Below are 24,994 nucleotides of genomic sequence, written 5' to 3'. Positions count from 1 at the left end.
CGTTATGGTAGCAAATTTGCATTAATAATCCCTGCTATGCGCTCCACATCTGCTTGCGGAAGGCCCACATACAGCGGCAGGCTCAATACTCTCAGCGCAATATCTTCCGACACCGGACAGGGAATGTAAGCCGGCATGAAAGAAAGCGTATTCAATGATGGATAAAAGTAGCGGCGCGGTACGACATCCTCTGCTTTGAGGGCATCCATGACGCGAAACATCACCTCCTCCGAGGGGAATACGACCGGGTAATATGCATAGTTGTACTCAATATGCGGGTTTATAACCGGCCTGGAAAGGATTTCCCAGTTGAGCAGACGATCATATCCGTCACAAACCTCGCGGCGCGCAGCGATGATTTCCCCTACATGCGGCAGATTCACCAGCCCCATGGCAGCATGCATCTCTGAATTTTTTCCATTGATTCCTGCATACAGGTAATGCTCATCACCCTGGTGCCCGAAAGCGCGCATCAGGTGGAGCTTACGGTCGAGCTCGGGATGATTGGATATAAGCGCCCCGCCTTCAATGGTATGAAAAACCTTGGTAGCATGGAAGCTGCACGTACTGATATCCCCGAAAGAAAGCAGTGACCGGCCTTTGTAGGTTACCCCGAAAGCATGGGCTGCATCGTAAATAACTTTCAGTTTGTGCTTTGCAGCCACTTCTTCAATGCGCTCCACGTCGCACGGATTTCCGTACACGTGCGTGGCAAGGATAGCCGTCGTAGCCGGCGTGATAGCCTGCTCAATAAGCGACGCGTTAATATTAAACGTGTCAGGATCTATGTCTACGAAAACCGGATTACAGTTTTCCCAAAGGATTGCATTGGAAGTAGCGCAGTATGAAAATGGGGTTGTAATTACATCACCCTTGATTTCCAGCGCTTTGATGGCAATCTGTAAAACGATGGTACCATTGGTACAAAAGTACAGATGATCCACACCCAGGTAGCTTTTCAGTTTTTCTTCAAGCTCCTGAAGCAAAGGTCCGTTATTGGTAACATACCCACGATCCCAGATTTCACGGATGTACTGAATGTACTGCTCCTGGTCGGGCAGGAATGTTTTAGTGACGTTAATCATTCACTACATGTTCAGTTTGGCGAATGGAAAAATTAAGTTGCGGACGAATATAACCCGGCCATTTGCCATACCAGGTAACATTTTCCCGGTAGTCCTCGATATCAAACACCAGCGCCTCCTCCATATTGTAAAGTACTGTGCTGGTATCTTTCACGATCATCATGGATACCACGTAGGAGCCGTCGTTCAGGAAATTGCCCGGCAGCTCGCAGGTAGCACTCACCAGCCCCTTGCTGAACGGTTCCGACTGCGTACCTACATTGAAAATGCATTCTCCCGTAAAAGTATACAGGTGCATGCTCAGGTTTAGGTTGGCACCTTCCACCATATTCCAGAATTCAAACCGGAAATTGATCGGTGTCCTGACATCGATATGGTTGAGGTCGTCCTGGTAATCAGGGAACAGCTTGAAACTCTTTACCCTCACCTGGTCATTGCCCGGTGCCTCGTCCACATTGTCCCAGTGCTTTTCAAGGGTCTTGTGCGAAACCTTGCTGAGATAGTTGGTTACAATATGCGTCGTTTCGCCCTGATCAATGAGGCGACCTTTTTCAAAATAGAATGACTTGTTACAAAGTGCCTGGATAGCGGTCAGGTTGTGACTGACAAACAGGAGCGTACGACCGCTTTCGGATACATCCCTCATTTTACCGAGGCACTTTTTCTGAAACTCGGTGTCCCCCACTGCCAGTACTTCATCCACGATCAGGATCTCAGGATTAAGGTGTGCTGCGATGGCAAATCCCAGCCGGACGTACATGCCCGACGAGTATCTTTTTACAGGGGTATCAAGAAATTTTTCAACTCCTGCAAAATCAACGATTGCATCAAAGGACTGACGGATTTCCCGCTTGGACATGCCAAGAATGGCGCCATTGAGAAAGATGTTTTCCCTGCCGGTGAGCTCGGGGTGAAAACCCGTACCTACTTCCAGGAGGCTGGCAATGCGCCCGTCAATGCGGATCTGCCCCGTGGTAGGCTCGGTAATGCGGCTGAGTATTTTAAGCAGGGTCGATTTTCCGGCCCCGTTATGCCCTACAATTCCTATTCTGTCACCCTGGTCAATGCTGAAATTTACATCCTTCAACGCCCAAAACTCCTCCTTCTCGCCCGTATCCTCCTTTCCTGAAAACAATTTGCCTACTGTGTCGGCGACAATGTCTCTCAGGCTGGTCGGGCCATTTTTACGTTGATGGTCGATGATATATTTCTTGCTGATATTTTCAGCGACAATTACAGGCATGCCCAAATGTAATTATTTCAGATATGATCTACGAAAGTATTTTCTCTTCTGCGGAAATAAACCAGCGACAGTATCATTATCAAACACGAGACAATGGCCGTTGAGTACAGGCTTTGAGGGTGGAAGTAAGCTTTATCACCAAACAGGCACCAGCGGAAACCCTCGATGATCCCAACCAGGGGATTAAGATTATAGTACTTTTCGAATGACGTCCCCCGCGCAAGCGAGCTGCTGTAAGCAACCGGGCACACAAACATCCCTACCTGCACCAGAAAAGGAATCAGCTGACCAATGTCACGGAAACGCACATTAAGAACAGCAAAAAACAGGCCGAAGCCCATGGATGTAATAAAAGTAAGCAAAATGAAGCAGGGCAGAAACACAATCTGCCAGCCTATGGGCTCGCGGAAGTAGAGGTTCAGCACCAGGTAAATGCCGAAAGTGATCAGAAAATCAACGAAACCTACCGCAATGGAGCTCAGCGGCATCAGGAGGCGTGGAAAGTATACCTTCGATACCAGGTTGGAGTTGATCAGGATACTGTTGCTGATCTGGGTAAAAGTATTGGAGAAAAAGCTCCATATTGTAATTCCGCTGAGTACGAGCAGCGGATACGGAATGCCCGGCTCACTTTTTACTTTGGCAAGATAGCTGTACACGAACACCATGACGATCATTGTCATCAGGGGCCGCAGCACGCTCCATGCAACACCCAGGAGCGTTTGTTTATACCGGACCGAAATGTCGCGTTTGGACAGGATCCACAGCAACTGCCGGTTCAGCCAGAGGTCTTTCCAGTAATCCTTTTCCGAACCTCCCGCTTTGATTGTGGTGGTGTGTTGTGCCATTTGTAATTTTTACTTCTTGGGAACAGTCGCAAAAACTGTTCTGAAATACGTTAGGATCAGGGCGACCATCAGCCCTGCCAGTGCCCCGATTTTAGCGCGGCGCTTATCTTCAGACTTCCTGTCAAGCGGTACCTTGATACCCTCGATCTCGGTAAACAGCGGTGCCTCGCGGACAAGTGAAAGACGCATTTTCTCCACATTGGCCATAGCCTCGTAATACAGCTGCTGCAGAAATGAAGATTTACGCTCCATGCTGGTCGCTGAAACGCGCGCTTCCGGCATAATGATCTGCTGGCTGTAATCCAGCTGGCGGGCCAGCTTGTGTTCGGCAATGCCCAGCACCTTCGCCAGGGAATCGGTCCGTTGTTCCAGAAGCCTGAGTGTCTTACGCGTTTTCTGTGTCTGATTTTCGGTATACATCTCTTCTACCGTTTTCAGCAGTGTTGTCACCCACAAACCGGCCAGATGCTCATTTTCCATCACAGCAGAAATCGTGATAAAGGACGACTTCCTGTCCAGGGAGGCAATGTCCGTCGCTTCTCCTGCTTTTTTAACGATATTATTGAACACAATCCGGGAATTCAGGTCAAGCTTTTTGACATCATTGGTATCAAAATGGAAGTTCTGCAAATCGGGCCGCTCTTCCCAGTCGGATGTTTTAATGCCGCTGGAATCAATGAAAAAGTTGGCCAGCAGTGTTTTTTGTCCGTTCACTTCCACCTCCTTCATCAGGTTGCGTTCCAGCACAGGGCGTGATTTTACAAAATAGAAAAAGTTTTCTCCTGTAAAGATGTTAGCATCCGGCGCTGATCCCAGCCCCAGCAAGCCCGCCACATCCCCCAGCCCCGAACTCTGGCTTCCGCCACCCAAGTTAAAAACCACATTGGCTTCAAACTTGTCGGGCGTTTTCAGGTAAGTGTCCATCCCATACCCGATACCGAACCCAATGAGCGGAAAAAGTAAAAGCAGCGGCCAGTTACGTACAAGTGCCGTTTTTATAACAAGTACCTTCTCGATGACCTCTTTCGGGCTCAACTCATCTTCTGGCACTTCGGGATGTCTGGTAAGCGTCGCTGACATATTATCTGATGGATCTGAAAGCCAAAATTGTTACAACTAATCCCATTACCGAACCAAGTAAACCTGTGGCTGTTGCGATGGTCTGCTGGGTGTTCAGCGCCGGAAGGGCACGTACCGGCACAAAAATCTCGGAACCCGGTTCCACTTTCGGATATACGTTGAAAAACAGGAACCGCCGCGTTCTGTCCACATTTCCGTTCGGGTATTTGATGTATGCACTTTTTCTCAGCGACTGAGGCGTAAACCCGCCCGATTGGGAAATGTAGTCACTGAAATTCATGCCTTTTCCGTATTTTACAGTAGTAGGGTAAAGTACCGAGCCGGTTACCTGCACCGTTTCCAGACGTTTCGGAATGCGCAGGATATCTCCTTCCTGTACAATCAAATCCTCAAACGATCCCGGGTTTTTCAGGATGTTTTTGAGCTTGATCCCGATAGACTCTTCCTTTACATTGGGCTGATCACCCACAATAAGGCCACTTTTAATGCTTCTTTCCGACAAGGCAGCCTGATCATAGTCCACAGGCTCTTCCAGGTTCCGGATCAGCGTTCTGCGGAGCAGGGTAGCGCCCTCCGGATAAGCCAGTTCGGTAAGCCCGCCCGCACGCTTGATAATGTCACTGATCTTGTCATTTTTATTAATGATCGTGTAAGGACCGGCAATGAGTACTTCCCCTTCCACAAAAACCGTTTGCTGCTCCACGTAGTTGGGTGATTTGCGCACCGTCACCTGGTCAAACGGCATGAGCTGAAAGTTGGTCACCTTGCTGTTCAGCGACAGGTCCCGGTTTACATCAAACTTAAAAACTTCAGAAATCTGCGCATTTGCTGCGCCGGCTATGCTGTTTCGTTTTCTCCTGATTACCTCTACTTCGGTGGTATACGCCGATTCTTTCAGACCTCCTGCCTGTAAAAGCAGGTCTTCCAGCGTCATATCAGCCGTGTATGGAAACCGGCCTTCATTGGCACTGAACCGGGTATTGTTTACCTCTCCTTCCACACTCACATAAGCAGTTTCAGCCATATCGAACTTGGAAGGTATGATCACCTGGTCCAGGCGTGTGAGGATCAGGTCGGGAACTACATTGTTAATCACATCAGAATAGTTCAGGGAAATATTCTGAATAGTAAGGTCCTGACGCGTACGCAGCACATTGATACGTCCTACAAATGCATCCTCCCGCAGGCCTGCTGCATTTTCGATCAGCTTTTTCAAGGAGGGACTGTTATCCAGTGAATAGTCTCCCGGCCGCATGACCGCTCCTTCAATGGTCACGATATTTTCAAAACGATCGAGTACCGTTTCCACATGTACCGAGTCGCCCGTCATCATCTCGAAGGCATTGTACTCTTCCTCGCCTACATCCAGTATTTTGCGTTCCCGCGAGGTAATACGCTGTATTTTAAGACGGCCACGGTAAGCTTTGTCATTAAATCCGCCCGCGTAGCGCAGCATGTCACCCAGCTTTTCCTGTCCGGCAAGCTCGTAAATTCCGGGACGCTTCACCATGCCGGTTACTTCTGCGCGTTTCTGGTAGTATCCTACAATGATGTTGTCATTGTCCTGCACCCGGATATCGCCATCAATTTTTCCGTTGACGAGATAGTCATAAATGTCAAGGTGGGCTACTACTTTTCCCTGCCTTACCACACGCACATCCCGGAACGAGCCGATTTCATTGGGACCGCCTGCCTGGTACAATGCATTGAAAGCCGAGGAAAGCGATGAAAGTTCATAGGTACCGGGATTGATCACTTCGCCCGTCACAAACACGCGGACGGTCCGCACTTCCCCGAGGGCCACAGTCAGTTTGGTACGAGCCGTTTCGCCTCCTGCACCGATCAGACCGGGCATAAATCTTGAAAACTTGTCGATCAGGATCTTGCGTACTTCCTCAATCGTACGGCCTGAAACATACACGTTCCCTGCCCTCGGGATAGAAATAAATCCATCTTTGGTAACTACAACATTAAAGGTGCTTTCAGCGTAATTATAAACGTAGATTTTCAGCTCGTCACCCGGGCCTACTATATAGTTGGTAGGGGTGGCAATCTGAAAATCAGGGATAGGATCAAGTTGTTTATTGGCAAAAACAGAGTACCCGAATATTTTCCTGCGAAAAGCTTCTCTGGCCTGCTCTTCGGGTGTCAGCTGGACCCGGGCACTGTCCGTATTGGTGGTTCTGGTCGTATCGCGGTTTCTGCCATTCAGCTCGGCATTGAGCCTGGCACGCTCCACGCGGCTGTCTGCGGCTTGCTGGGCGCGCTGCTGAGTTCCCTGCTGCTGCTGGTTGTTGTTCCCCGGCTGGTTTCCGGCGGCATTGTTGGCTGCGCCTGCGCCGCTGGCCTGTCCGCCCTGACCAGCTCCCGTGGAAGCAGGTGAAGCAGTGGTAGGTGCGGTTTGGATTGCCTGGGAAAATGCGGGAAGGGAAATGAGTAAACTGAGAAAATAGGGTAGAATGTATTTATAACTTTTTGCCAATTGAAGTAGGTTCATAAGATAGTGTAATTGTACCATTGTGATGCCGTTCCACTCATTAAAACTGCGCTGAGCACGAGTATTTTTGAATGTTGAAAATGAGCATGTTTAAGATCGTGATGTGTATATCATGGCAAAGTAAATTAGATTTTTCCTATTTTTAAAGAATTTCTGTGATTCGGAGCGTGGCGGCAGAAGCAAAAAAACAGTTACAACTGCGTAACGAACGACATACCCCAATTATTAAAAACACAAACCCAAAATCCTGCCTGCAGGATTCTAAAAGATAATGGAGCAACCCACTGCACAGTACAATGAGGACAGTATTAAGTCGCTGGACTGGAAGGAACATATCCGACTCAGACCAGGGATGTATATCGGTAAGCTTGGCGACGGATCGTCTGTGGATGATGGTATTTACGTACTGGTAAAAGAAATCGTCGACAACTCGATTGACGAGCATATGATGGGCAATGGAAAGACCATCGAAATAAAGATTTCGGAGCACCGCGTGGAAGTCCGTGACTATGGCCGGGGTATTCCGCTGGGAAAAGTAGTCGATTGTGTTTCTAAAATTAACACGGGCGGCAAGTACGACTCTGGTGCATTTCAGAAATCCGTCGGGCTGAACGGCGTGGGTACCAAAGCTGTAAATGCACTTTCCAGCTATTTCAAGGTACAATCTTTCCGCGACGGCAAAACTAAAAGTGCAGAATTTCAGCAAGGTACCCTGCTGGGAGAATCTAAAGAAGGTACCAGCTCACAGCGCAATGGCACCCATATCATTTTTGAGCCCGATAATCATATTTTCAAAAACTTCAGGTACATCCCGCAGTACCTCGAAAACATGATCTGGAACTACTGCTATCTCAATGCAGGACTCACGATCAACTTCAACGGGCAAAAGTTTTTCTCCCAAAACGGTCTCCTCGACCTGCTTCAGAGCAAGTCGGATGCTGAAACGCTCCGCTACTCGATCATCCACCTCAAAGGAGAGGATATTGAGTTTGCAATGACCCACGGAAACCAGTACGGGGAAGAGTACTACTCGTTTGTTAACGGTCAGTATACAACGCAGGGCGGAACACACCTGGCTGCTTTCCGCGAAGCTGTTGTAAAAGCAGTGCGTGAACATTTCGGAAAGGACTACGCTCCGGAGGATATCCGCTCATCCATTATTGCAGCAGTCGCCATACGGGTACAGGAGCCTGTTTTTGAATCACAAACCAAAACCAAGCTGGGCTCCAACACCATCACGCCCGACCCGAATAGTACAACCGTCCGGACGTTTGTCAATGACTTTGTGAAGGAACGGCTCGACAATTACCTGCACATGCACCCGGAATCACGGGATGCATTGAAAAAACGTATAGAGCAGTCGGAACGTGAGCGTAAGGAACTGGCTGGAATTAAAAAGCTTGCCAATGACCGCGCCAAAAAGGCCAACCTGCACAACAAAAAGCTGCGCGACTGCCGACTTCACCTCACCGACCTGAAAAATGACTTCCGGTACGAAACTACCCTGTTCATTACCGAGGGCGACTCGGCGAGCGGGTCTATTACCAAGTCGCGCAATATTCAGACGCAGGCTGTTTTCAGCTTGCGTGGTAAGCCGCTGAACTGTTTCGGACTCACCAAGAAGATTGTTTACGAAAACGAAGAGTTCAACCTTCTGCAGCATGCCCTGGACATTGAAAACGGGGTCGAAAACCTCCGCTTCAACCGCATCATCATTGCAACTGACGCCGATGTGGACGGAATGCACATCAGGTTGCTGCTGATGACCTTTTTCCTGCAATTTTTTCCTGACCTGGTTCGAAATGGTCACCTCTTTGTACTCGAAACCCCTTTGTTCAGGGTGAGAAATAAAAAAGAGACAATCTATTGTTACAGCGAAGAGGAAAAGCAGGCAGCAGTCAACAAACTGGGGAGCAAACCGGAAATTACGCGCTTCAAAGGACTGGGTGAAATTTCACCGGAAGAGTTCGGCAAGTTTATCGGCGAGGACATGCGGATTGAGCCGGTAATCCTGCAAAAAGAAACTTCGATCCAGAAGCTGCTTAGCTACTACATGGGTAAAAACACGCCTGAGCGGCAGCGTTTTATTATTGATAACCTGAAAATTGAGAAAAATGTGGACGAGCTTGCGCTGGCAGTTTAGCGAAGGCTTCCAGGTTCGGATGCATACAGTATGATCGTGAAACGAGGCGCTTTATTGATGGCATCAGGCGACCGGCCACGCAATACTCCATTTACTTTTAAGAATAGTCTTTGTGGAATTAACGGATTTAAGGAACAGAATAGACCAACTCGACGATGAGCTGCTGAACATCCTCAATGAGCGTATGGAGCTGGTGAAGCAGGTAGGTGAATTGAAACGATCCTCGCAGGCAATCATTTACCGGCCTGAAAGAGAAAAGCAGATCCTCGACCGGCTCGAAAAACGCAATACAGGACTGCTCACCCGCCAGGCTATTGACGCCATATTCTTCGAAATTTTTGCCGTTTCCCGTAATCTTGAACTGCCTGAGCGCATATCATACCTGGGGCCGGAGGGAAGCTTTACCCACCAGGCTGCGGAGAGCCGGTTTGGCGGGATGAGCGAGTACCTCGTACTGCCGACCATCCATTCAGTCTTTGAGAGCGTGGAAACCGGCCGCGCCAAATTCGGTGTAGTGCCCATTGAAAATAACCAGGAAGGTATCGTCGTGGAGACAGTGGATTATCTCCGGGACAAAAACCTGTCGATTGTCGCAGAGGTACTTTTACAGGTGCATTTCACATTCGCTTCTCAGTCCGACTCGCTCAGAGATATCCGCCGCATTTATTCAAAAGACATTGCATTCCGTCAATGCGGAAAATTCATAGGCGAGTACCTGGAAGGATTAGGTATTGAACTGATAGCGGTGGAATCTACCTCAAAGGCTGCCAAGCTGGCGTCGGAAGAGCCGGATGCTGCGGCCATCTGCTCATCGATTTCGGCCCGGCTTTACGGAGTACCCATCCTGTTTGACAATATCGAGGACAGCGACCAGAACAAAACCAGGTTCCTGATCCTGGCCAAAGACTTTTCCAATGTGAAAAGTACCGATGACAAAACCACGATCATTGCCAACCTTCCCAATACCAACCGGCCAGGGGTACTTTACGAATTCCTGAAAGACTTCAACGACCGCGGTATCAATCTTACCAAAATTGAGAGCCGGCCCATGCGGGGAGAGTCCACTTTCCGGTACTGGTTCCTGGTCGAGTTCCTGGGACACTACGAAGATCCGGCTGCGCAGGAGATCATGCACAAGTACGGTACTCACCTGAAATGGCTCGGCAGCTACGTACGGGTTTCATAACATTACTTAAGTTTTCCTTTGTATAAAGAAGGCCAGTTACCATACAGCTCGATGGACGTCTCTGTTCCATCGGGCAGTTGTATATTCAGCCTGCGGGTTGCATTCGGTGCCTGAAAGGAGTCCACTGCCAGTACCACGATTTTCTTTCCATTTATTACCGAAGTAACAAAAGGCTCCTTACGGTCGATCGCCAGCAACACCTGTTCCTTGCGCGGCTGTATCCAGCTGCCATTCAGCCGAAAAGGCAGATCTTTCACCTGCCCACCCGTCAGTATATCCTCCGTCTGCTTGGCCATCCAGTTGCCGAGTACGTAATAGGATGTAGGAAAATCCCAGTATGGAGGCGCCATATGCCCCGTATGCTGTCGCCCGATCTCTGACTCAGGAGTTTTTCCATCTGCCGGAAACCATTCATACCCCCAGCCGGGCTGATCCTTGCCAACTTTGTAGGCATTGTTGTCTGCACTGTAAGGACCACTGTCATGCCACAGGTAGTACCCGTCAAAAAGTACCAGTGAAAACAGGGAAAGGCTGAGTGCCTGACTGGCCGGCATCATTTCCAGCTGGTTGCTAACCAGCTCTCCGGCTGGCGCGCTCAGCTGAATGTGCCAGGGTACGATCGGGTCGTGGTACAGGGGCATGTAGCGGTTCCAGCCATAAAAAATGAGCTTGTTGCCTTTCTGATAATCAATCAGGCGATTGATGCGATGCGTGTGAATGGCCGACAACAGGACAAAATTGTTAGGTGTATTACCCTGCTCATCCAGGGCGAACATGGGTTTGGGATATACATCCGCCGGTGTGGCATTGAAAATATTCCGGAAACTGCTTCCGTCGGGCAGCGGGTCAAAGTTCGGGTTATTGGCTTTGGGTGCGGTATAGTCGCCGGCCAGGCTCAATGGACTGGTACCTCCGTTTTTGTTGATATGCGGATTCACATATGCTCCCCCACCCCAGTAGTCCATCAGGTACATCTGCGGATGGTCTTTCCTGATTTTTTCCGAAAACCAGATCAGCCGCTGCCTCACTTCGGGCGGGTACTTCTGGTTCCAGAACTCAAAATCAAAAGCATAGGCACCGAAACCCGGAACATTCGCGTATGACTCCACCTGCTCGCGCGTCAACGAAGCAAACCAGGCTGCATCCTTGTCGGCAAAATAGTTGGGCGTGGCTGTCCAGTGCATCCGGGACTCCGGTATTCCTTTTTCACTTCCATTCAAAAACCGCACACCTCGGCGCAGGTAGCTGTCGGGTGCTACGCCGGCATTCAGCCGGTATTGCATGGTCAGCTTACCCTTTATGGGTTCAAATTCGGGGAAAGAAGTATCAAAATCAACCTGGATATTGTTTGAAAGGCGGAACCAGCCAGGTATTTGAATTTTGGTGAGCGGCCCCTGAGATGGTGCATCGGATGCGCCTTTGATCCAGATATTCTGCTGGCGCACTGTCCGGTTCCGGCGCTCATTCCACCAGTCATTATAAGGTGCGTCAATCCAGCGTGCAGTGACCGAGTACAGGTAACCCGGCCGCACTTCTATCCCATTTTCCAATCCATTGACCGCTATGCCGTCGATCATCACCACCTTGGTACGCCCGTCCTGGTAGGCGGCAAAATCGCGCAGGTACAGCTTGCCGTCCTTTTTGACGGGCCGCACATCAAGGAGGTTGTCTTTACTCCCCTGCCGCACCCAGGTGGAAGTGTCGGGTATCTCGGTTTTGAGGCTGGCATCATACCGGAAAGCAGCTTTGGTTGCGCAGCCTTCCTGTCCCAAACTGATTACCTGCACCTGCGCCTCCCCTTCAAGGAGGTCAACATCCGGAATGGTGAGCCATAAGCCGAGGCGGTGGGGTACTTTGTTAAATTTTAACTGCCGCGCCCCCTGGGTAATTTCAACGTAGTAGGGTGCCAGGCCACCAGCATTGGCAGCCAGCTCAAATTGCATTTCACGGCCGATCTGCCGGTAGCGCCGAACAACCAGGTCGCAGGCAGAAGAAGCGGAATCAAGAGTCTGCGCCAGCGGGAAGCCGGTAGTCAATTCAGGCTGGTTTTGAAAATCAGAAGGGCCAAATCTTTTCCAGGCCCAAAAGCCTGAGATAAGAATTAGCCCTACACTGATACTTAGAAATGCGGTTTTTAACAAAATTCTTCTTTTAAAAAACATTACCACCAGCGGTAGAAAAGGCCGATAGACCCATTCACTGACGAAATCCCCTTCGTAATTTCCTCGAACTTGTAAGCTGTACCACTGTATTTGACACGAACATCTGCGCCGAAGGAACCGTCTTTACGGAACAGGAACCTGGAACCCACACCAATGCCGTACCTTGGTGCAACCTTCTGGTTTTGCGACGATAAGCTGCCGTAGTACACCGTATGGTCCAGGATGCTGATACCGCCGCTCACCTGTACATAAGGCTGCACAGACGATGTTTTGGGAAGTAAGAGATAGTTGGCAAACACTTCCACCGGGTATTGTGACAACGTGCGCGTCTGCACCGCGGAGATGGTTTCGTCACCGTTATCGTAGACCGTACGGGGAAGGCGTTTTTCAAAGTAGTACGAACCGATTTCACCCCCTATGGAAACAGGTGCATTGCGAAACACCCATTCCAGTGAGATAGAGGCATTCTGAAAGGATGTTTTATCAATATAATCTTTGGAAAAAGCACCCAGCGGAACTGCTCCGGTGAATCGCCCGGTTACGACGTAATGCGTGTACCGGTCAAAAGGTGATGCGACTGTATATAGCTTGGGAGCGTCCTGGGCAAAAGCCTGACCACCGCCGAGCATCAAAAGAACTGCTGCAATAATCCTCTTCATTTTATTTGATATTTAAATAACCAGACTGCCCGAAGATCCCGTCGACCATATTGTCAATGTACTGGGCGCTTCCGATGCCTGCGCCGCGTATCTGGGCATTCCAGATCACATTAAATGTTTTGTTGGTTGTATTCGGATTTTTGAAATCCAGCATTGTCACCAGCCAGTAGCTTTCGCTGGTTTCGTAATACTGGTAGTAGCTCGGGTAGCCGTAACCATAGCCGCCCCCGCCCCAGTACCCGCCATAGTACGACGAAAACGGGATCGACGCCACATTCAGGTACGTATTAGTAATCCAGGCAGCATTGATCCCTACGTCCGGGTTTTGTTTGGGACTCACGTATTTGTAACCCAGTTGCTGCATGTTGGTCACCAGCCTTTGCAGCAGCGCACGGTCAATGTCGGTGAGCGCGGTACCGGCGCGGTCGTTTTCAACAACAAGTACCGAATCTACAATGCTGAACGTTTTGTAATTCTTATAATTGGCCGTTTTGTCGTGATTGGTAATATACACCAGGGTTTCTTCCGTAGACAGGTCGCTGATGGGGTCCTTGGAACAGGACATCAGCCCTACGAAGGCAAATAATAAAGCGAACGAAGTTTTCCTCAACATATCCTCTCGTAATTTGAAATATGGTAAATAAACGAAAATTGAAATTGAACATTTTATTTTCCGTAATTGTCAGTCCATTTTTTTAGCTTTAAAAAGGCTGCAAACGACACTTGTCAGACCCGTCCAAACTACAAATGGTTGCAATGCAAGCCAGGCGGCGCACAGTTCATTTTTTGTGCCGGGCGGGTATAGGCAGCACCAGAACGGATCTTTACCAAACAAAATTGGAACAGTTTTTATTTAACACAACCAGCACCCGGACACATCATATATGGAAGCAAAAGAAGAAATACTCAGGATCATCGACTTAGTGAATGATACCTATGAAAGTGAAGAGGCCTGGTATGGCCCGTCGGTCGTGGAGGCACTGCGCGGCGTAACTCCCAAAATGGCAGAAGCCAGGATTAGTACCAATACGCACTCCATCGCCGAGATCGTTTACCACATGACAACCTGGCGGATTTTCACGGTCAGGAAAATACAGGGTGATGCCGAATTCGACATCAAAACGCAGGATAAGGACTGGAAGAAATTTCCGGTCGTGGACGAATTTGAATGGGAGGCGATCCAGATGGAGCTGAGCCTTTCGCAGGAGGAACTTGTGTCAGAACTGGAAAAACTTGAAGACGACGGTTTCCTGGAAGAATTTGTACCCGGCCGCGACTACTCGTACTATACGCTCATCCACGGTATTATTCAGCACGATATATACCATGCCGGACAGATCAGCCTGATCAAGAAAGCCGTGAAGGGAATGCACCTGGAAGAAGACGATTTTGGCGCATTTGATGATCGCTCCGACTTTGATAGCGGCACAGATTACTATTAATACATACATGAAATTTGGCTTAAATATTATCACACCTATTTTCAGTAACATATTTTGCCTATTTTGCATAATAATAGAACGTATTACATGCAAAAATGCAAACGTTCTAATGGTGTGGATATAGACATAAAGGCTGCCCGGCGTTCCGGACAGCCTTTTTTTTACCAGGAATTCTGTGCAACATTTGACACTTTTAACCGCCGAAAAAACGAACTATGAAAATTCTAGTGGTCGAAGATGAGCCGAAGCTGGCCGGATTTCTAAAACGCGGCCTGGAAGAACAATCCTGGGAAGTGGAGCTGGCGTACGACGGACAGGTAGGAAAGAAAATGGCGAGCAACTATCGCTTCGATGTCATTATCCTCGACGTAAACCTGCCCCTGCTCAATGGGTACGATCTTGCGCGGCAGCTCCGGAACGATGGCCTCGCTACACCGATCCTCTTCCTCACTGCGCTGGGAACAATCGACGACAAGCTTGATGGCTTTGAATCGGGTGGAGACGATTACCTTGTAAAACCCTTTGAGTTCAGGGAGCTCATTGCACGCCTGAAAGTACTGGCGCAGCGCAACAGCTCGCGGGAACAGTCGAGCCAGGTGCTGACCATTGCGGATCTCGAACTGAACCTGGACGAAAAGGTAGCCCGCCGCGCAGGCAACCGCATTGACCTGACTGCCAAGGAATTTGCATTGCTCGAATACCTGATGCGCAACCGGGGCCGGGTAGTATCCCGGGTGGACATTGCAGAGCAGGTGTGGGATATCCGGTTTGATACGGGTACCAACGTGATTGATGTGTATATTAATTTTTTACGGAAGAAAGTAGATAAGGACTATCCTGCCAAGCTGATTCACACCGTAGTTGGCATGGGCTATATTTTCAAGGAAGAATGAACATCAAGTCCCGCCTGACACTCTTGTTTACCATGCTGGTGGGTTCCATAATGGCCCTCTTCTGCCTGTCCATTTACTTTTTTTATGACCAATACCGCGAAAACCAGTTTTATTCATTCCTGAATGAGCGGGGGCAAACCATAGCCCAGCTTGTCGAGGGCAGTACCGGGCTCAGTACGGACGATATTGAGAAAATTGAGAAGGAAAACAACACGGTCCTGCAGGAAGAAGACATTACCATTTACGACGGAGCCGACTCCGTGATTTTTTCAAGCGGGAGAAAGCATTTCGGACTTTCAAAAACGCTCCTGTCCGAGGCACGGGCCGGGCATGAGGTACGTACCAAGTACCAGCATAAAGAGGCCATCATTATCAGGCATATTCTTCAGGATCACCGCAAGCCCTGGGTGATCATTGCCATTGCGCAGGACCGGCAGGGCATGAACCAGCTCAACCGCCTGCGGGAAATTCTGGTGATCGGCTGGCTGCTTTCGCTCGTGCTGGTAGGTGTAGCGGGATGGCAGTTTGCCAATGATGCCATCAAGCCGGTGGCAGACATTATTGATCAGGTGAATAAAATATCGGCGGGGAACCTGCACGAGAAAGTGACCGTAGGACGTGAAAAGGATGAGCTTGCATTGCTTGCCGAGACCTTCAATCAAATGCTGAACCGGCTCGAAATTGCATTTGTAGCCCAGAAAAATTTCGTTTCACATGCCTCTCACGAGCTGCGTACTCCCCTGGCACTGATCATGAGCGAGGCCGACCTGGGATTGATGAAGGAACGAAATGCCGCCGAATACCAGGATGCACTCAAGGGGATCTGGGCGGAGGCGCGCGAAATGAACGAGCTCGTGAGCCGCCTTCTCGAACTTGCCCGCACGGATGAGCAGGCGTTCCGGGTTACTTTTTCCAAAATACGGGTAGATGAAGTATTGTGGCAGGCCAAAGCATCTATACAGCAGAAAAATCCGGACTATGAAGTTCACATTCACTACAATAAAATTCCGGACGACGAGGAACAGCTGAAACGATACGGAGACGAAAGTCTGCTACGGACTGCATTCATGAACCTGATGGACAATGCGTGCAAATATTCAGGCGACAATACCGTCAACGTTTTTCTTGAAACACAGAACAACCTGATTAAAATATCCTTCAAAGACAACGGTACCGGCATCGCTGCGGCCGAGCTGCCCTACATTTTCGACACATTTTACCGGAGCGAAAAAACCATCACCAAAGCAGGCTACGGAATCGGGCTTTCGCTTACCAAACGCATTATCAACATGCAGGGAGCCAGCATTGAAGTAGAGTCGGTGCCGGGTACCGGAACGACCTTCATTATAAAGTTTCCACCATTTTAATTCACTTTTAATATAGTGTTAATGCATGTTTAACAACGCATTAGCTCCTTTGTGACGCCCGGCAGCCAGTGGGTTGCCGGTTTCGCCACACTATATCATCCTGAATTAAACAGCTATCCCATAGGGCTCTTGCAAGTCATACAGCCACATATTTTCCGATCTCATCGCATGAGGACGAAATCAGCAACCTGGAAACCTGCCACCGGCTTTGCCGGCTTCCGGCAAAACTGGAAGCGCGACCTGCTTTCAGGATTCCTGGTGTCGCTGATTGCCCTGCCGCTGAGCCTTGGCATCGCAGCCGCCAGCAACTTCCCGCCTATGATGGGCGTGATTACAGCGATTGCGGGTGGGATGATTGTGTCTTTTTTTACAAATTCAGAACTCACGATCAAAGGTCCCGCCGCAGGGCTGATCGTGATTGCATCCGGCGCCGTCAGCGAGCTTGGAAGAGGCAATGTGAATGCAGGCTGGCAGCTGGCTTTGGGAACGATCATGATTGCCGGACTTTTCCAAATCCTGCTGGGACTGATGAAGTTGCCCCGCTTGGCCGATTTCTTTCCGCTATCCGTAGTACAAGGGCTGCTTGCAGCGATCGGGATCATGATTATGGCCAGGCAAATTCACCTTGCAGTGGGTACGATCCCTTCGGAACTGGATGGAAAAGAGCCGCTGGAACTGGTGGCTATGCTGCCAAACAGCCTGTTGCACATGGAGTACCATATTGCCATTGTAGGGCTGGTGAGCCTGATGATCATGTTCGGGTGGCGCTATCTTTCTTTTTCATATTTTAAAAAACTGCCACCGGCACTTGTTGTACTGGTAGTGGCCATTGGTCTCGGGCGTTTCTTTCACCTCTTTGATCACCCCTACCATGACTTTAAGCCTCTGATTAATCCCGGCCGGTTTTCATTGGGCTTTCATGTAAGCCTGGCCGGTTTAACGCCCAGCCTGTTGCCTGTGTTTATCAAGTACGTAATGCTTTTTACCCTTGCCGGCAGCCTTGAATCCATACTGACCGTGAAGGCGATTGACCTGCTGGATCCTTTCAAACGCAGGTCAGACCTGAGCCGTGACGTAGCCGCAGTCGGGGCCGGAAATATACTTGCCGGGGCTCTCGGTGGCTTGCCGATGATCTCCGAGGTAGTGCGCAGCTCTGCCAATGTATATAATGGCGGCAGAACGCGCCAGGCCAACTTTTTTCACGGATTGTTCCTGCTTATTCTGGTACTGCCCCTGGCCGAGGTGGTCAGAATGGTGCCGGTAGCAGCCCTGGCCGCAATGCTGATTTTTGTAGGATTCCGCCTTGCTTCACCCGCAAAGTTTGCCCACATCTACCATATCGGCAGGGAGCAGCTGATCATTTTCCTTGTTACAATTGCAGCTGCGCTTGGCGCGGGGCTGCTGATGGGGCTGGTTTGCGGGATACTTACCAAAATCGGGGTACAGCTCGTGTACGGCGTAAAGCTTTCACACCTTTTTGACCCGGGTACCGAAGTGGATACCGACCATGAAGTTTTTTACGTCAATGTGCCGCATGCGGCTGTTTTTACAAATTACCTGGGCCTGAAATCAACACTGGAAGCAATTCCAAAAGGCAAAATGGTACAGATAGACTTTTCAGGATCACCCTATGTGGATCATACGGTGATGGACAATATAACCAGGTTCAAACATGATTATGAGCAATCCGGAGGGGATATGGAGCTTATAGGTTTTGAACATCACCTGGCACTTTCGGATCATCCGCTGGCTGCCAGAAGGCTTCAAAGACAAACTGTATTGAGTTAAATTGAGTTAGGTGAGTAGTAAGAAAAGACTGGCCTTCGGATTTTCCGGAGGCCAATTTCATTTCTGCCACTCCCGGATCAGGCAGGCTTCGCGGTACATGTTTAGGAAATTGATCTTAAAGATCACATTTCATTGAGCCTGGCCACGATCATGCCCGTATGCTTGGGTACGGATGATACATATTCAGCCAGGGGTACATTGGATATAATCACTTTTTTACCCGTCAGCGATGCATGGATCAGGTAAGCACGGCTGCCGATTTTGGTAATAATCCCCATATGGTTCACGTCCAGCCCTTCTATGGAAGACGTAAATGCCACAATATCACCATCATGCAGCATAGGCTCAGCCTTCTGGATCCCTGACTTGGGAATGTAGGAATGCTCCCGGCTATTGATCTGGGCCTCCTGCTCCCTGATTTTCTCCCAAACCGAACTTTCGCCCATAGCGGGGTACAGGTCGGCATGGTTGGTCATGAAGTTGATCTCCTTTTTATAAGGCACCCCTCCTACCTTCGCGGTAATATCTTCCAGGCGGCCACGCTTTTCATTTTCATACATCCAGTCGAGTATGTAATGCAGGCGCGAAGCATAACCGTCAATCACACCGTCCCGGTACCGAAGCCTGGTGAGCTCGTTTTTATATCCCTCGAATGTAGGATTCTCGTTTTTGGCCACAGCCAGGGCTACGGAGCTCTCTACTAGTGTAGTACAATCCAGACCGTCGAATTTGCAGACCAGCCGCTCCGTAGGATTGCCTTCCAGCGTACCCGCTACATACGGCGTCCCCAGAAACGACTCGCTCATACGCAGCACCTGCATACCGATATCCCGGGTGTCGGGCAAGTCCATTTTTTGTCCGAAAACCTTTTGAATGCTTGATTGTGCAAAAGCTACACTGCAGACCAGGAGGAAAATGAAGGTTGCAAAAATTCTGATCATGGGGAGTGAAAAATGGGTCGTGCCGGTGATGGTTCCAAAAACACGGTGCTTTGTAAAAATAATGATCCGGATGCCCAATTGCAAGGCGCGGGCAGGATGCCCCACAGGGTTGCTAAGCATTTGCCTGAGCATTGGAAACGATCTCAAAAACAACTACTGAAACCGGCGGCAGCTCCACATGTACCCCGGTTGACGTAATCTCGGTGGTTTTCAGGTGGAGCGGTAAAGTAGTTAACGGAAATACAGGTTTGAGGCGGTAGTCTGTTGTTTTGCCCAGTTTCAATGCATTCGTCCAGACATCGGCCGGTACCCGTATGTTGGTTTCGATCGTACGCTCACGGTCAAAGTTACAGATCAGCAAAAGCTGCTGCCGCTCGGTATAACGCAGGTAGCTGTACACCACCGTCTTGTCATAATTGTAGCTTTGCCCATCCACATTCACGTATTGCAGGTCAAAAAATGCACCTGCATAAATGGCTTCATTATTGCGGACAAAGTGGTTCAGGCTCTGATAAAAATCCCGCAGCCGCTTTTGCCCGGCCGCCAGCTTTTCGGTATTGAATTTACCGTCATTCACCCAGAGCTGCACCTCCGGCACGCCCCAGTAATCAAAAATGGTCGTACGCCCGTCTTCTCCCTGAAACCCTTCCGACTCCGTGGGATTGACCCCCAGCTCCTGCCCGAAGTAAATCATCAGCGGGCCGGTATGCAGCGTAGCGCTCAATGTCATGGCCGGGATCGCCAGCCAGGGATCCCCTGCAAAGTACCGCGATGCAATGCGCTGCTCATCATGGTTCTCAAGAAAACGCAGCATGTTCCGGCTGATATCGCCCGACTCCTCCTGCCAGATGCGTGTGATGTCTTCGGCCGTGCCAAATCCTTCCACAAGCCGGCGCAATGCATTATATAGCCCTACCTTATCATAGAGGTAGTCAAACTTTCCTTTTTGGATATAGTTGTGGTACTCCTGCGGATTGTAGATCTCAGCAATGAAAATGACGCCGCTGTTCAGCTTTTTGATCTCCGGGATCACCCAGCCCCAGAATTCGACAGGCACCATTTCGGCCATGTCGCACCGGAACCCGTCCACGCCCTTCCCTACCCAGAAAGCCAGTATATCGTACATCTTCTGCCAGGTATCCGGCAGCGGATTAAAATACGTGGTGCGGGCATTCTGGTAATCCACACCATAGTTCAGCTTGATTGTCTCGTACCAGTCGTACTGGCTGGGTTGCGCCTGAAATACGTCATTCCCGGTTGCCTTGGCGGGCCGCTCGGTATAAGGCATTTCCAGGTCGCGCACCGGCGAATGCCCGGCCGGAACAATGAAGTCCTGATTAGGAATATAGTAAAAGTTGTTGGAAGGCTTGAAAGCGACAGACGTATCATCCTCCTCGCCAAAGTCGCGTACTCCTTCCGCCCGTGCAAGCGACTGGTACTGCCTGGCTACATGATTAGGCACAAAATCAATAATTACCTTCAACCCGGTGGCATGGCTGCGCGATACCAGCTGCTCAAACTCTTCCATGCGCGCGCCTACATCCTCAGCAAGGTCGGGATTGACATCATAATAATCCTTGATCGCATAAGGCGATCCCGCAATGCCTTTTACGATCAGCGGATGGTCGCTCTCCAGACCATACTGCGGGTAAGCCGTGAGGGTTGCATGCCGGAGCACGCCCGTGTACCATACATGCGTCGCCCCAAAATCTTTCAGGGCTTCGAGCGCCACAGTAGTTATATCGTTGAACTTCCCTGAGCCATTTTCCTCAATGCTTCCGCAGTACTTGTTGGTAGTATTAAGGTTGCCAAAAAGTCGCGTGAATATTTGGTAAATGATAAATTTATCCTGGTTGGTATCGGCCATTTAAATCAGCTTGTTAACGTCTGCACACCCTGCGGTCAGACATGAAAAACGTACCATTTCCGGTTGATTGCAGCAAAAAGATGGAATGATAAAGCGTGCAAGATATCAAATTCGGTAATATCACCCCTTTGTGCACCGGAGCCTTTTTCAATCCTTCCCGAAATGCGGCCCGTCATGCGCAGGATTAGACAAAGTTCCTTTGTACTTTATGTAAGTTTATTTAAAAAATCATATTTTTATACTGACGAGCGGAATACTGCACTATTGATTTTACTAAAATAAATGGCAGTACATTCGTACTACTGAGGCGTTCCTGAAATTATGATTTCGAATATCCGCTTGCTTATTTTGTCAGGTCTGGTGCTTTGGTGGGCTTTCACAGCAACCGAAGCCTGTGCCCAGGATTTCAGCGAGTGCCAGCGGATCATCAAAGAGCTTCTTCCCGTCTTTAACCGCGCTTTTGAAGAAAATAATCCCGTATTATTGCGTGAAGAGGCCTACCAGCGCGGCGTGCGTAATCTACAGTCTGCCTATACCTTGTACAATAAGCAGCATTTTGGCGCGGCCGACTCTGTTCAGCGCATGAACAATGAGGCAGTAGTGCTGGCCTTGTCGGGCAACTACCAGAAAGCACTTCACCTGTCGCAGGCACTGGAACCAGGCGAAAAGGAAAATGACATCCGGTACAATCGCGGGCTTTTTGCAATGCTTGCAGGACGTTACCGGGAGGCTGTGCAGGAATTTTCAGTAGTACCCGGCCACGCACAATCCAGCCTGAACACCCTGGTGGCGCTGGGTAAACAAAAGCAGTACGGCGAAGCACTCGACTTTGCTTCCGGTGCCAGTACCAGGAGTTCCGGCGGCAAATGGAACTACAACATCGGCCTCACTTATAAATTTAAAAAAATGCCCGAGGAAGCTGTAAACGAGCTGACCACGGCAATCCGTCAGAAGGATGAAATGGCATACCGCCTGCAGCGCGGGGATATACTGATGCACGCGGGCCAACATAAAAAAGCGGTCAGGGATTTTGAAAAAGTCGCCCGGGCGCATCCCAAAGCACAGATACGCTACGCCAATGCATTGCTCTCGCTCGGCCAGTTCGGGGCTGCACGGGCGATGTTCGAACGCTACCTGGAAGGGGACGACCGGCATTTCAAAGCGGATGCTTACCTGGGAATGGGGCATGCCTGTTACGGACTTCAGCAGATTACCGAGGCACAGCGCTATTATCGGCTCGCATCCACCTTACAGCGTGAAGCACCTCCCCTGCTCTGTGGGATCGGCAACACTTACCTTTCGAGGCACGAATACCAGACTGCCTTCGGCTTTTTTGATAAAGTGATAAAAAAAGACTCCTCATACCTTCCCGCCTACCTGGGCCGGGCCGTATCCTGGTACGGACAGAAAAAGTATGATCTTGCGTTGGCTGATTTCAAAAAAGCGGAGGCTGCGCTAGATGCAGATAACCGGTTTTTCGCAGACCTGTTTGTTACCAAAGGTTTTTCAGAATATTACCTCAAAAAGGCAGGGGCTGCACAGGACGACTTTCAGAAGGCAGTGCGCCTGGACGGTACACGCTACGAGGCGCTGGCGGGTATAAGCAGTATCATGATCGACCAGAAACGCTACTCGGAGGCGGGGCAATATCTTTCCAGAGCATTGCAGTACGAAAAGGGATATGATGTGATGTGGAGCAACTATGGCAACCTGCTGCTGCATTTTGATATGTATAAAAAAAGCTTCGATGTTTTCAGAAAAGCCGTGTCGCTGAACCCTGCCAACATCAATGCACAGAATGGCTGGGGCGTGGTACTGCTGGAAAATGACCAGCTCGATCGCTCCATAGCCCTGTTTGACAGCCTTGTAAACGAGCATCCCGAACTTCCCTTTCTGAACAACAATCATGGGATCGTGCAGGCGTATATTGGCAACAGGCACGATCAGCGGCGGCAAAGTCAGGAAGCAAGCCTGCGTTACGACGGAGCATTTGCAGATTTTAAAAAAGCCATGGAAACTGCTCCTGCGCGTAAGTTCTACCATGTAAACCAGGGTAATGTATACCGGTATATGGAGCGGTTTGATGAAGCAAAGGTCAGCTATCAGAGTTACCAGGATAAAAGTGCGCTCAACAATACGGCCGTAATGTACGCCGGGCAGGAAAGGCTTAACGATGCGCGCTACTACCTGGGCGTCGCCTTGCAGATCGACTCGCTGCACCGGGTCTTCCAGTACAACATGACCATTCTGGCCAAAGGGAAACAAAAAGAAATGATGCGGCTTGTAGCATCTGGGGATGAAAACAGTCCGTTTTCGGATATCGGAATCAAGTACAGCCGGGATGGATTTGTGACCATCTACCTGTATGATTACGAATATGATCCGCTGAGTTTTCCGGGGCGCCACTATATGCCGCTGCCTGCGGCAGAGTACCAAGAGGATTATTTCATTCCCGACTATGACTTCAAGCTGGTGCCGTATTCCAAGAAAAAGCACACTGCTGCGCGGAAAAGGCATGTAAAGTACAAAACCCAGAAAGTTAAACTCCCGGGCTCCAAAGGAAAACGGGGCACCAGGTGCCCCGCTTTGATATAGCATTCAAAGATATTTTCAGCTTTCAGCGGCTTGCGCAAAATTCTCCACGTTCGAAAAAAGCGACCTCCACAAAATTTGCAAAATTTTCCACTGGAAAACCAGCCTGTGGCACTTATATCTGCGTCATTATGGACGCCATTTTACGGATCTCTTCGAAACTGATCGGTTTTTCCATAAAGTAGTCTACACCAATGCGCAGGGCCTGGTCGCGGAGGTTCGTCATAGCACTCATCATGACAATGCGCGAGCGTTTCATCACGCCCATTTTCTTGATCGCAATGATGTTATCAATCCCTTTACCATCGGGCAGATTGTTGTCTATGAAGATCCAATCGGGATCTGACTCTTTGATGCAACGCAACCCCTCAGATAAAGTAGAGGTTAACATTACTGCCGATTCCGACGATTTCAAGTCTAACTGCCTAAGTAAAAAATTGCGCATCAACACCCCCAATTCATTTTCATCTTCTATAATTACAATTTTCATAGGCAATCTAAATCAATAAAATTCCATTCATTTGGCTAATTCGGATAAGTTAGTCATGATCATTGTCAGACAAAAAACATGAATACACCCTAAACTTGGAGTAGTTGTAGGGTTGGAGTTACAATAATCCTGCCATTTAATGACTCTCTAATCCCCCTCTAATGTTTTTGGGTCCCTTTATATTATACAAATTGTGCCTGAATCACCGCTACCTGAGTACCCCTAGTGTAGAATCCCGTCCCTTTTTGAGCCCTAACCGGGACACTTCCCATCTTAGGACTGCACAGGTTCAGTCAGACAATAAATTTTCAAGACGCTAATATTCAATAGTTTATGATAGTCACTAACCGACACACTCAGGATTGGTACAGGTTTTTGCGCAATGAGAGCTGAAATCAATTCGTAACTAAAATAAAAAGCACTATGTCAACGAACAATGCACTTCTAGGAATTATTGCAGCGGCGGTAGCCGGTACAGTAATCGGACTATTGATCGCGCCTGAAGACGGTCAGGAAACAAGAAAGAAAATCAAGAAGAAAACAAATTCACTTGCAAGCGACCTGATTGACGCGCTGGAAAGAAGCAAAGATCAGGCAGCTGAAAAGGTACAGGACCTGAAAGCACAGGGGAAAGCATATAAAGATACTGCGGTAGACAAGGCAGAAGAATACAAAGAAGCTGCGCAGGACGAAATTAACAAATACTGAATA

Annotated in this window: 19 protein-coding genes; 8 read left to right on the top strand and 11 right to left on the bottom strand. The window is 49.3% G+C overall.

Translation table 11 applies throughout. The annotated features are described in order from the left end of the window. Nucleotides 1–2: 2 nt before the first annotated feature. From HWI92_RS23865 to HWI92_RS23845, 5 genes are read right to left on the bottom strand one after another with little or no spacing between them, the layout of a single operon-like run. Nucleotides 3–1,085, bottom strand: coding sequence for a DegT/DnrJ/EryC1/StrS family aminotransferase (locus tag HWI92_RS23865; protein WP_204659922.1), 1,083 nt, complete (start codon nucleotides 1,083–1,085; stop codon nucleotides 3–5). Then, a complete protein-coding gene (locus tag HWI92_RS23860; RefSeq protein ID WP_204659921.1) occupies nucleotides 1,078–2,328 on the bottom strand; it encodes an ABC transporter ATP-binding protein in 1,251 nt (416 codons plus the stop codon). The genes HWI92_RS23865 and HWI92_RS23860 overlap by 8 nt, the downstream gene beginning before the upstream one ends. Nucleotides 2,329–2,345: 17 nt before the next feature. Further along, the gene (locus tag HWI92_RS23855; protein WP_204659920.1) at nucleotides 2,346–3,176 is read right to left on the bottom strand and encodes an ABC transporter permease; all 831 of its coding nucleotides are present in this window, start codon (nucleotides 3,174–3,176) and stop codon (nucleotides 2,346–2,348) included. 9 nt (nucleotides 3,177–3,185) lie between these two features. Next, the gene (locus HWI92_RS23850; protein ID WP_204659919.1) at nucleotides 3,186–4,256 is read right to left on the bottom strand and encodes a hypothetical protein; all 1,071 of its coding nucleotides are present in this window, start codon (nucleotides 4,254–4,256) and stop codon (nucleotides 3,186–3,188) included. A gap of 1 nt (nucleotide 4,257) precedes the next feature. Further along, nucleotides 4,258–6,753: an SLBB domain-containing protein gene (locus HWI92_RS23845; RefSeq protein WP_204659918.1), complete on the bottom strand. Its 2,496-nt coding sequence runs from the start codon at nucleotides 6,751–6,753 to the stop codon at nucleotides 4,258–4,260. A 271-nt stretch (nucleotides 6,754–7,024) separates the two neighbouring features. On the opposite strand from HWI92_RS23845, the gene HWI92_RS23840 reads away from it, so the two are divergent. Both HWI92_RS23840 and pheA read left to right on the top strand, forming a co-directional pair. Further along, nucleotides 7,025–8,896 carry a DNA topoisomerase IV subunit B gene (locus HWI92_RS23840; RefSeq protein ID WP_204659917.1) on the top strand — a complete coding sequence of 624 codons (1,872 nt, stop codon included), beginning with the start codon at nucleotides 7,025–7,027 and terminating at the stop codon, nucleotides 8,894–8,896. 112 nt (nucleotides 8,897–9,008) lie between these two features. Then, nucleotides 9,009–10,082, top strand: coding sequence for a prephenate dehydratase (pheA, locus tag HWI92_RS23835; RefSeq protein WP_204659916.1), 1,074 nt, complete (start codon nucleotides 9,009–9,011; stop codon nucleotides 10,080–10,082). A 2-nt stretch (nucleotides 10,083–10,084) separates the two neighbouring features. On the opposite strand, the gene HWI92_RS23830 is transcribed toward pheA, so the two are convergent. The 3 genes from HWI92_RS23830 to HWI92_RS23820 form a co-directional block, all read right to left on the bottom strand. Further along, a complete protein-coding gene (locus HWI92_RS23830; protein ID WP_229248541.1) occupies nucleotides 10,085–12,118 on the bottom strand; it encodes a hypothetical protein in 2,034 nt (677 codons plus the stop codon). Nucleotides 12,119–12,243: 125 nt separating this feature from the next. After that, nucleotides 12,244–12,903, bottom strand: a complete 660-nt coding sequence (locus HWI92_RS23825) for a hypothetical protein (RefSeq protein ID WP_204659914.1) — start codon at nucleotides 12,901–12,903, stop codon at nucleotides 12,244–12,246. Between the two features lies 1 nt (nucleotide 12,904). Then, a complete protein-coding gene (locus HWI92_RS23820; protein WP_229248539.1) occupies nucleotides 12,905–13,516 on the bottom strand; it encodes a DUF4136 domain-containing protein in 612 nt (203 codons plus the stop codon). A gap of 271 nt (nucleotides 13,517–13,787) precedes the next feature. Between HWI92_RS23820 and HWI92_RS23815 the strand changes: the two genes are divergently transcribed. The 4 genes from HWI92_RS23815 to HWI92_RS23800 all read left to right on the top strand — a co-directional run bounded on the left by HWI92_RS23815 (nucleotide 13,788) and on the right by HWI92_RS23800 (nucleotide 18,393). Next, a complete protein-coding gene (locus HWI92_RS23815; RefSeq protein ID WP_204659913.1) occupies nucleotides 13,788–14,345 on the top strand; it encodes a DinB family protein in 558 nt (185 codons plus the stop codon). 215 nt (nucleotides 14,346–14,560) lie between these two features. Then, nucleotides 14,561–15,238 carry a response regulator gene (locus tag HWI92_RS23810; protein ID WP_204659912.1) on the top strand — a complete coding sequence of 226 codons (678 nt, stop codon included), beginning with the start codon at nucleotides 14,561–14,563 and terminating at the stop codon, nucleotides 15,236–15,238. After that, nucleotides 15,235–16,605, top strand: a complete 1,371-nt coding sequence (locus HWI92_RS23805; RefSeq protein ID WP_204659911.1) for a HAMP domain-containing sensor histidine kinase — start codon at nucleotides 15,235–15,237, stop codon at nucleotides 16,603–16,605. The genes HWI92_RS23810 and HWI92_RS23805 overlap by 4 nt, the downstream gene beginning before the upstream one ends. Before the next feature lie 168 nt (nucleotides 16,606–16,773). Further along, nucleotides 16,774–18,393: a SulP family inorganic anion transporter gene (locus HWI92_RS23800; RefSeq protein WP_204659910.1), complete on the top strand. Its 1,620-nt coding sequence runs from the start codon at nucleotides 16,774–16,776 to the stop codon at nucleotides 18,391–18,393. Between the two features lie 122 nt (nucleotides 18,394–18,515). Here the strand turns inward: HWI92_RS23800 and HWI92_RS23795 are convergent, their stop codons facing one another. Both HWI92_RS23795 and HWI92_RS23790 read right to left on the bottom strand, forming a co-directional pair. Further along, complete coding sequence (locus HWI92_RS23795) at nucleotides 18,516–19,454, bottom strand: N-acetylmuramoyl-L-alanine amidase-like domain-containing protein (protein WP_229248537.1); 939 nt, start codon at nucleotides 19,452–19,454, stop codon at nucleotides 18,516–18,518. Further along, complete coding sequence (locus HWI92_RS23790; RefSeq protein WP_204659909.1) at nucleotides 19,447–21,201, bottom strand: alpha-amylase family protein; 1,755 nt, start codon at nucleotides 21,199–21,201, stop codon at nucleotides 19,447–19,449. Before HWI92_RS23790 ends, HWI92_RS23795 begins: the two co-directional genes overlap by 8 nt. A 321-nt stretch (nucleotides 21,202–21,522) precedes the next feature. Here HWI92_RS23790 and HWI92_RS23785 point away from each other — a divergent pair, with 321 nt between their 5' ends. Then, nucleotides 21,523–23,796 carry a tetratricopeptide repeat protein gene (locus tag HWI92_RS23785; RefSeq protein ID WP_204659908.1) on the top strand — a complete coding sequence of 758 codons (2,274 nt, stop codon included), beginning with the start codon at nucleotides 21,523–21,525 and terminating at the stop codon, nucleotides 23,794–23,796. 112 nt (nucleotides 23,797–23,908) lie between these two features. Here the strand turns inward: HWI92_RS23785 and HWI92_RS23780 are convergent, their stop codons facing one another. Continuing rightward, a complete protein-coding gene (locus HWI92_RS23780) occupies nucleotides 23,909–24,283 on the bottom strand; it encodes a response regulator (RefSeq protein WP_204659907.1) in 375 nt (124 codons plus the stop codon). Between the two features lie 423 nt (nucleotides 24,284–24,706). On the opposite strand from HWI92_RS23780, the gene HWI92_RS23775 reads away from it, so the two are divergent. Then, nucleotides 24,707–24,991, top strand: coding sequence for a YtxH domain-containing protein (locus HWI92_RS23775; protein WP_204659906.1), 285 nt, complete (start codon nucleotides 24,707–24,709; stop codon nucleotides 24,989–24,991). The last annotated feature ends 3 nt before the right edge of the window (nucleotides 24,992–24,994 follow it).

This window comes from Dyadobacter sandarakinus (assembly GCF_016894445.1).
Lineage (GTDB): Bacteria > Bacteroidota > Bacteroidia > Cytophagales > Spirosomataceae > Dyadobacter > Dyadobacter sandarakinus.
The sequence above is the reverse complement of the archived record's forward strand: the minus strand, read 5'-3'. Positions and strand labels throughout refer to the sequence as shown.

What these genes read in the sequence shown, in the direction of transcription:
- HWI92_RS23865 (WP_204659922.1), bottom strand. Translation starts at nt 1,085, where the DNA reads ATGATTAACGTCACTAAAACATTCCTGCCCGACCAGGAGCAGTACATT.
- HWI92_RS23860 (WP_204659921.1), bottom strand. Translation starts at nt 2,328, where the DNA reads ATGCCTGTAATTGTCGCTGAAAATATCAGCAAGAAATATATCATCGAC.
- HWI92_RS23855 (WP_204659920.1), bottom strand. Translation starts at nt 3,176, where the DNA reads ATGGCACAACACACCACCACAATCAAAGCGGGAGGTTCGGAAAAGGAT.
- HWI92_RS23850 (WP_204659919.1), bottom strand. Translation starts at nt 4,256, where the DNA reads ATGTCAGCGACGCTTACCAGACATCCCGAAGTGCCAGAAGATGAGTTG.
- HWI92_RS23845 (WP_204659918.1), bottom strand. Translation starts at nt 6,753, where the DNA reads ATGAACCTACTTCAATTGGCAAAAAGTTATAAATACATTCTACCCTAT.
- HWI92_RS23840 (WP_204659917.1), top strand. Translation starts at nt 7,025, where the DNA reads ATGGAGCAACCCACTGCACAGTACAATGAGGACAGTATTAAGTCGCTG.
- HWI92_RS23825 (WP_204659914.1), bottom strand. Translation starts at nt 12,903, where the DNA reads ATGAAGAGGATTATTGCAGCAGTTCTTTTGATGCTCGGCGGTGGTCAG.
- HWI92_RS23820 (WP_229248539.1), bottom strand. Translation starts at nt 13,516, where the DNA reads ATGTTGAGGAAAACTTCGTTCGCTTTATTATTTGCCTTCGTAGGGCTG.
- HWI92_RS23815 (WP_204659913.1), top strand. Translation starts at nt 13,788, where the DNA reads ATGGAAGCAAAAGAAGAAATACTCAGGATCATCGACTTAGTGAATGAT.
- HWI92_RS23810 (WP_204659912.1), top strand. Translation starts at nt 14,561, where the DNA reads ATGAAAATTCTAGTGGTCGAAGATGAGCCGAAGCTGGCCGGATTTCTA.
- HWI92_RS23805 (WP_204659911.1), top strand. Translation starts at nt 15,235, where the DNA reads ATGAACATCAAGTCCCGCCTGACACTCTTGTTTACCATGCTGGTGGGT.
- HWI92_RS23800 (WP_204659910.1), top strand. Translation starts at nt 16,774, where the DNA reads ATGAGGACGAAATCAGCAACCTGGAAACCTGCCACCGGCTTTGCCGGC.
- HWI92_RS23795 (WP_229248537.1), bottom strand. Translation starts at nt 19,454, where the DNA reads ATGCTTAGCAACCCTGTGGGGCATCCTGCCCGCGCCTTGCAATTGGGC.
- HWI92_RS23790 (WP_204659909.1), bottom strand. Translation starts at nt 21,201, where the DNA reads ATGGCCGATACCAACCAGGATAAATTTATCATTTACCAAATATTCACG.
- HWI92_RS23785 (WP_204659908.1), top strand. Translation starts at nt 21,523, where the DNA reads ATGATTTCGAATATCCGCTTGCTTATTTTGTCAGGTCTGGTGCTTTGG.
- HWI92_RS23780 (WP_204659907.1), bottom strand. Translation starts at nt 24,283, where the DNA reads ATGAAAATTGTAATTATAGAAGATGAAAATGAATTGGGGGTGTTGATG.
- HWI92_RS23775 (WP_204659906.1), top strand. Translation starts at nt 24,707, where the DNA reads ATGTCAACGAACAATGCACTTCTAGGAATTATTGCAGCGGCGGTAGCC.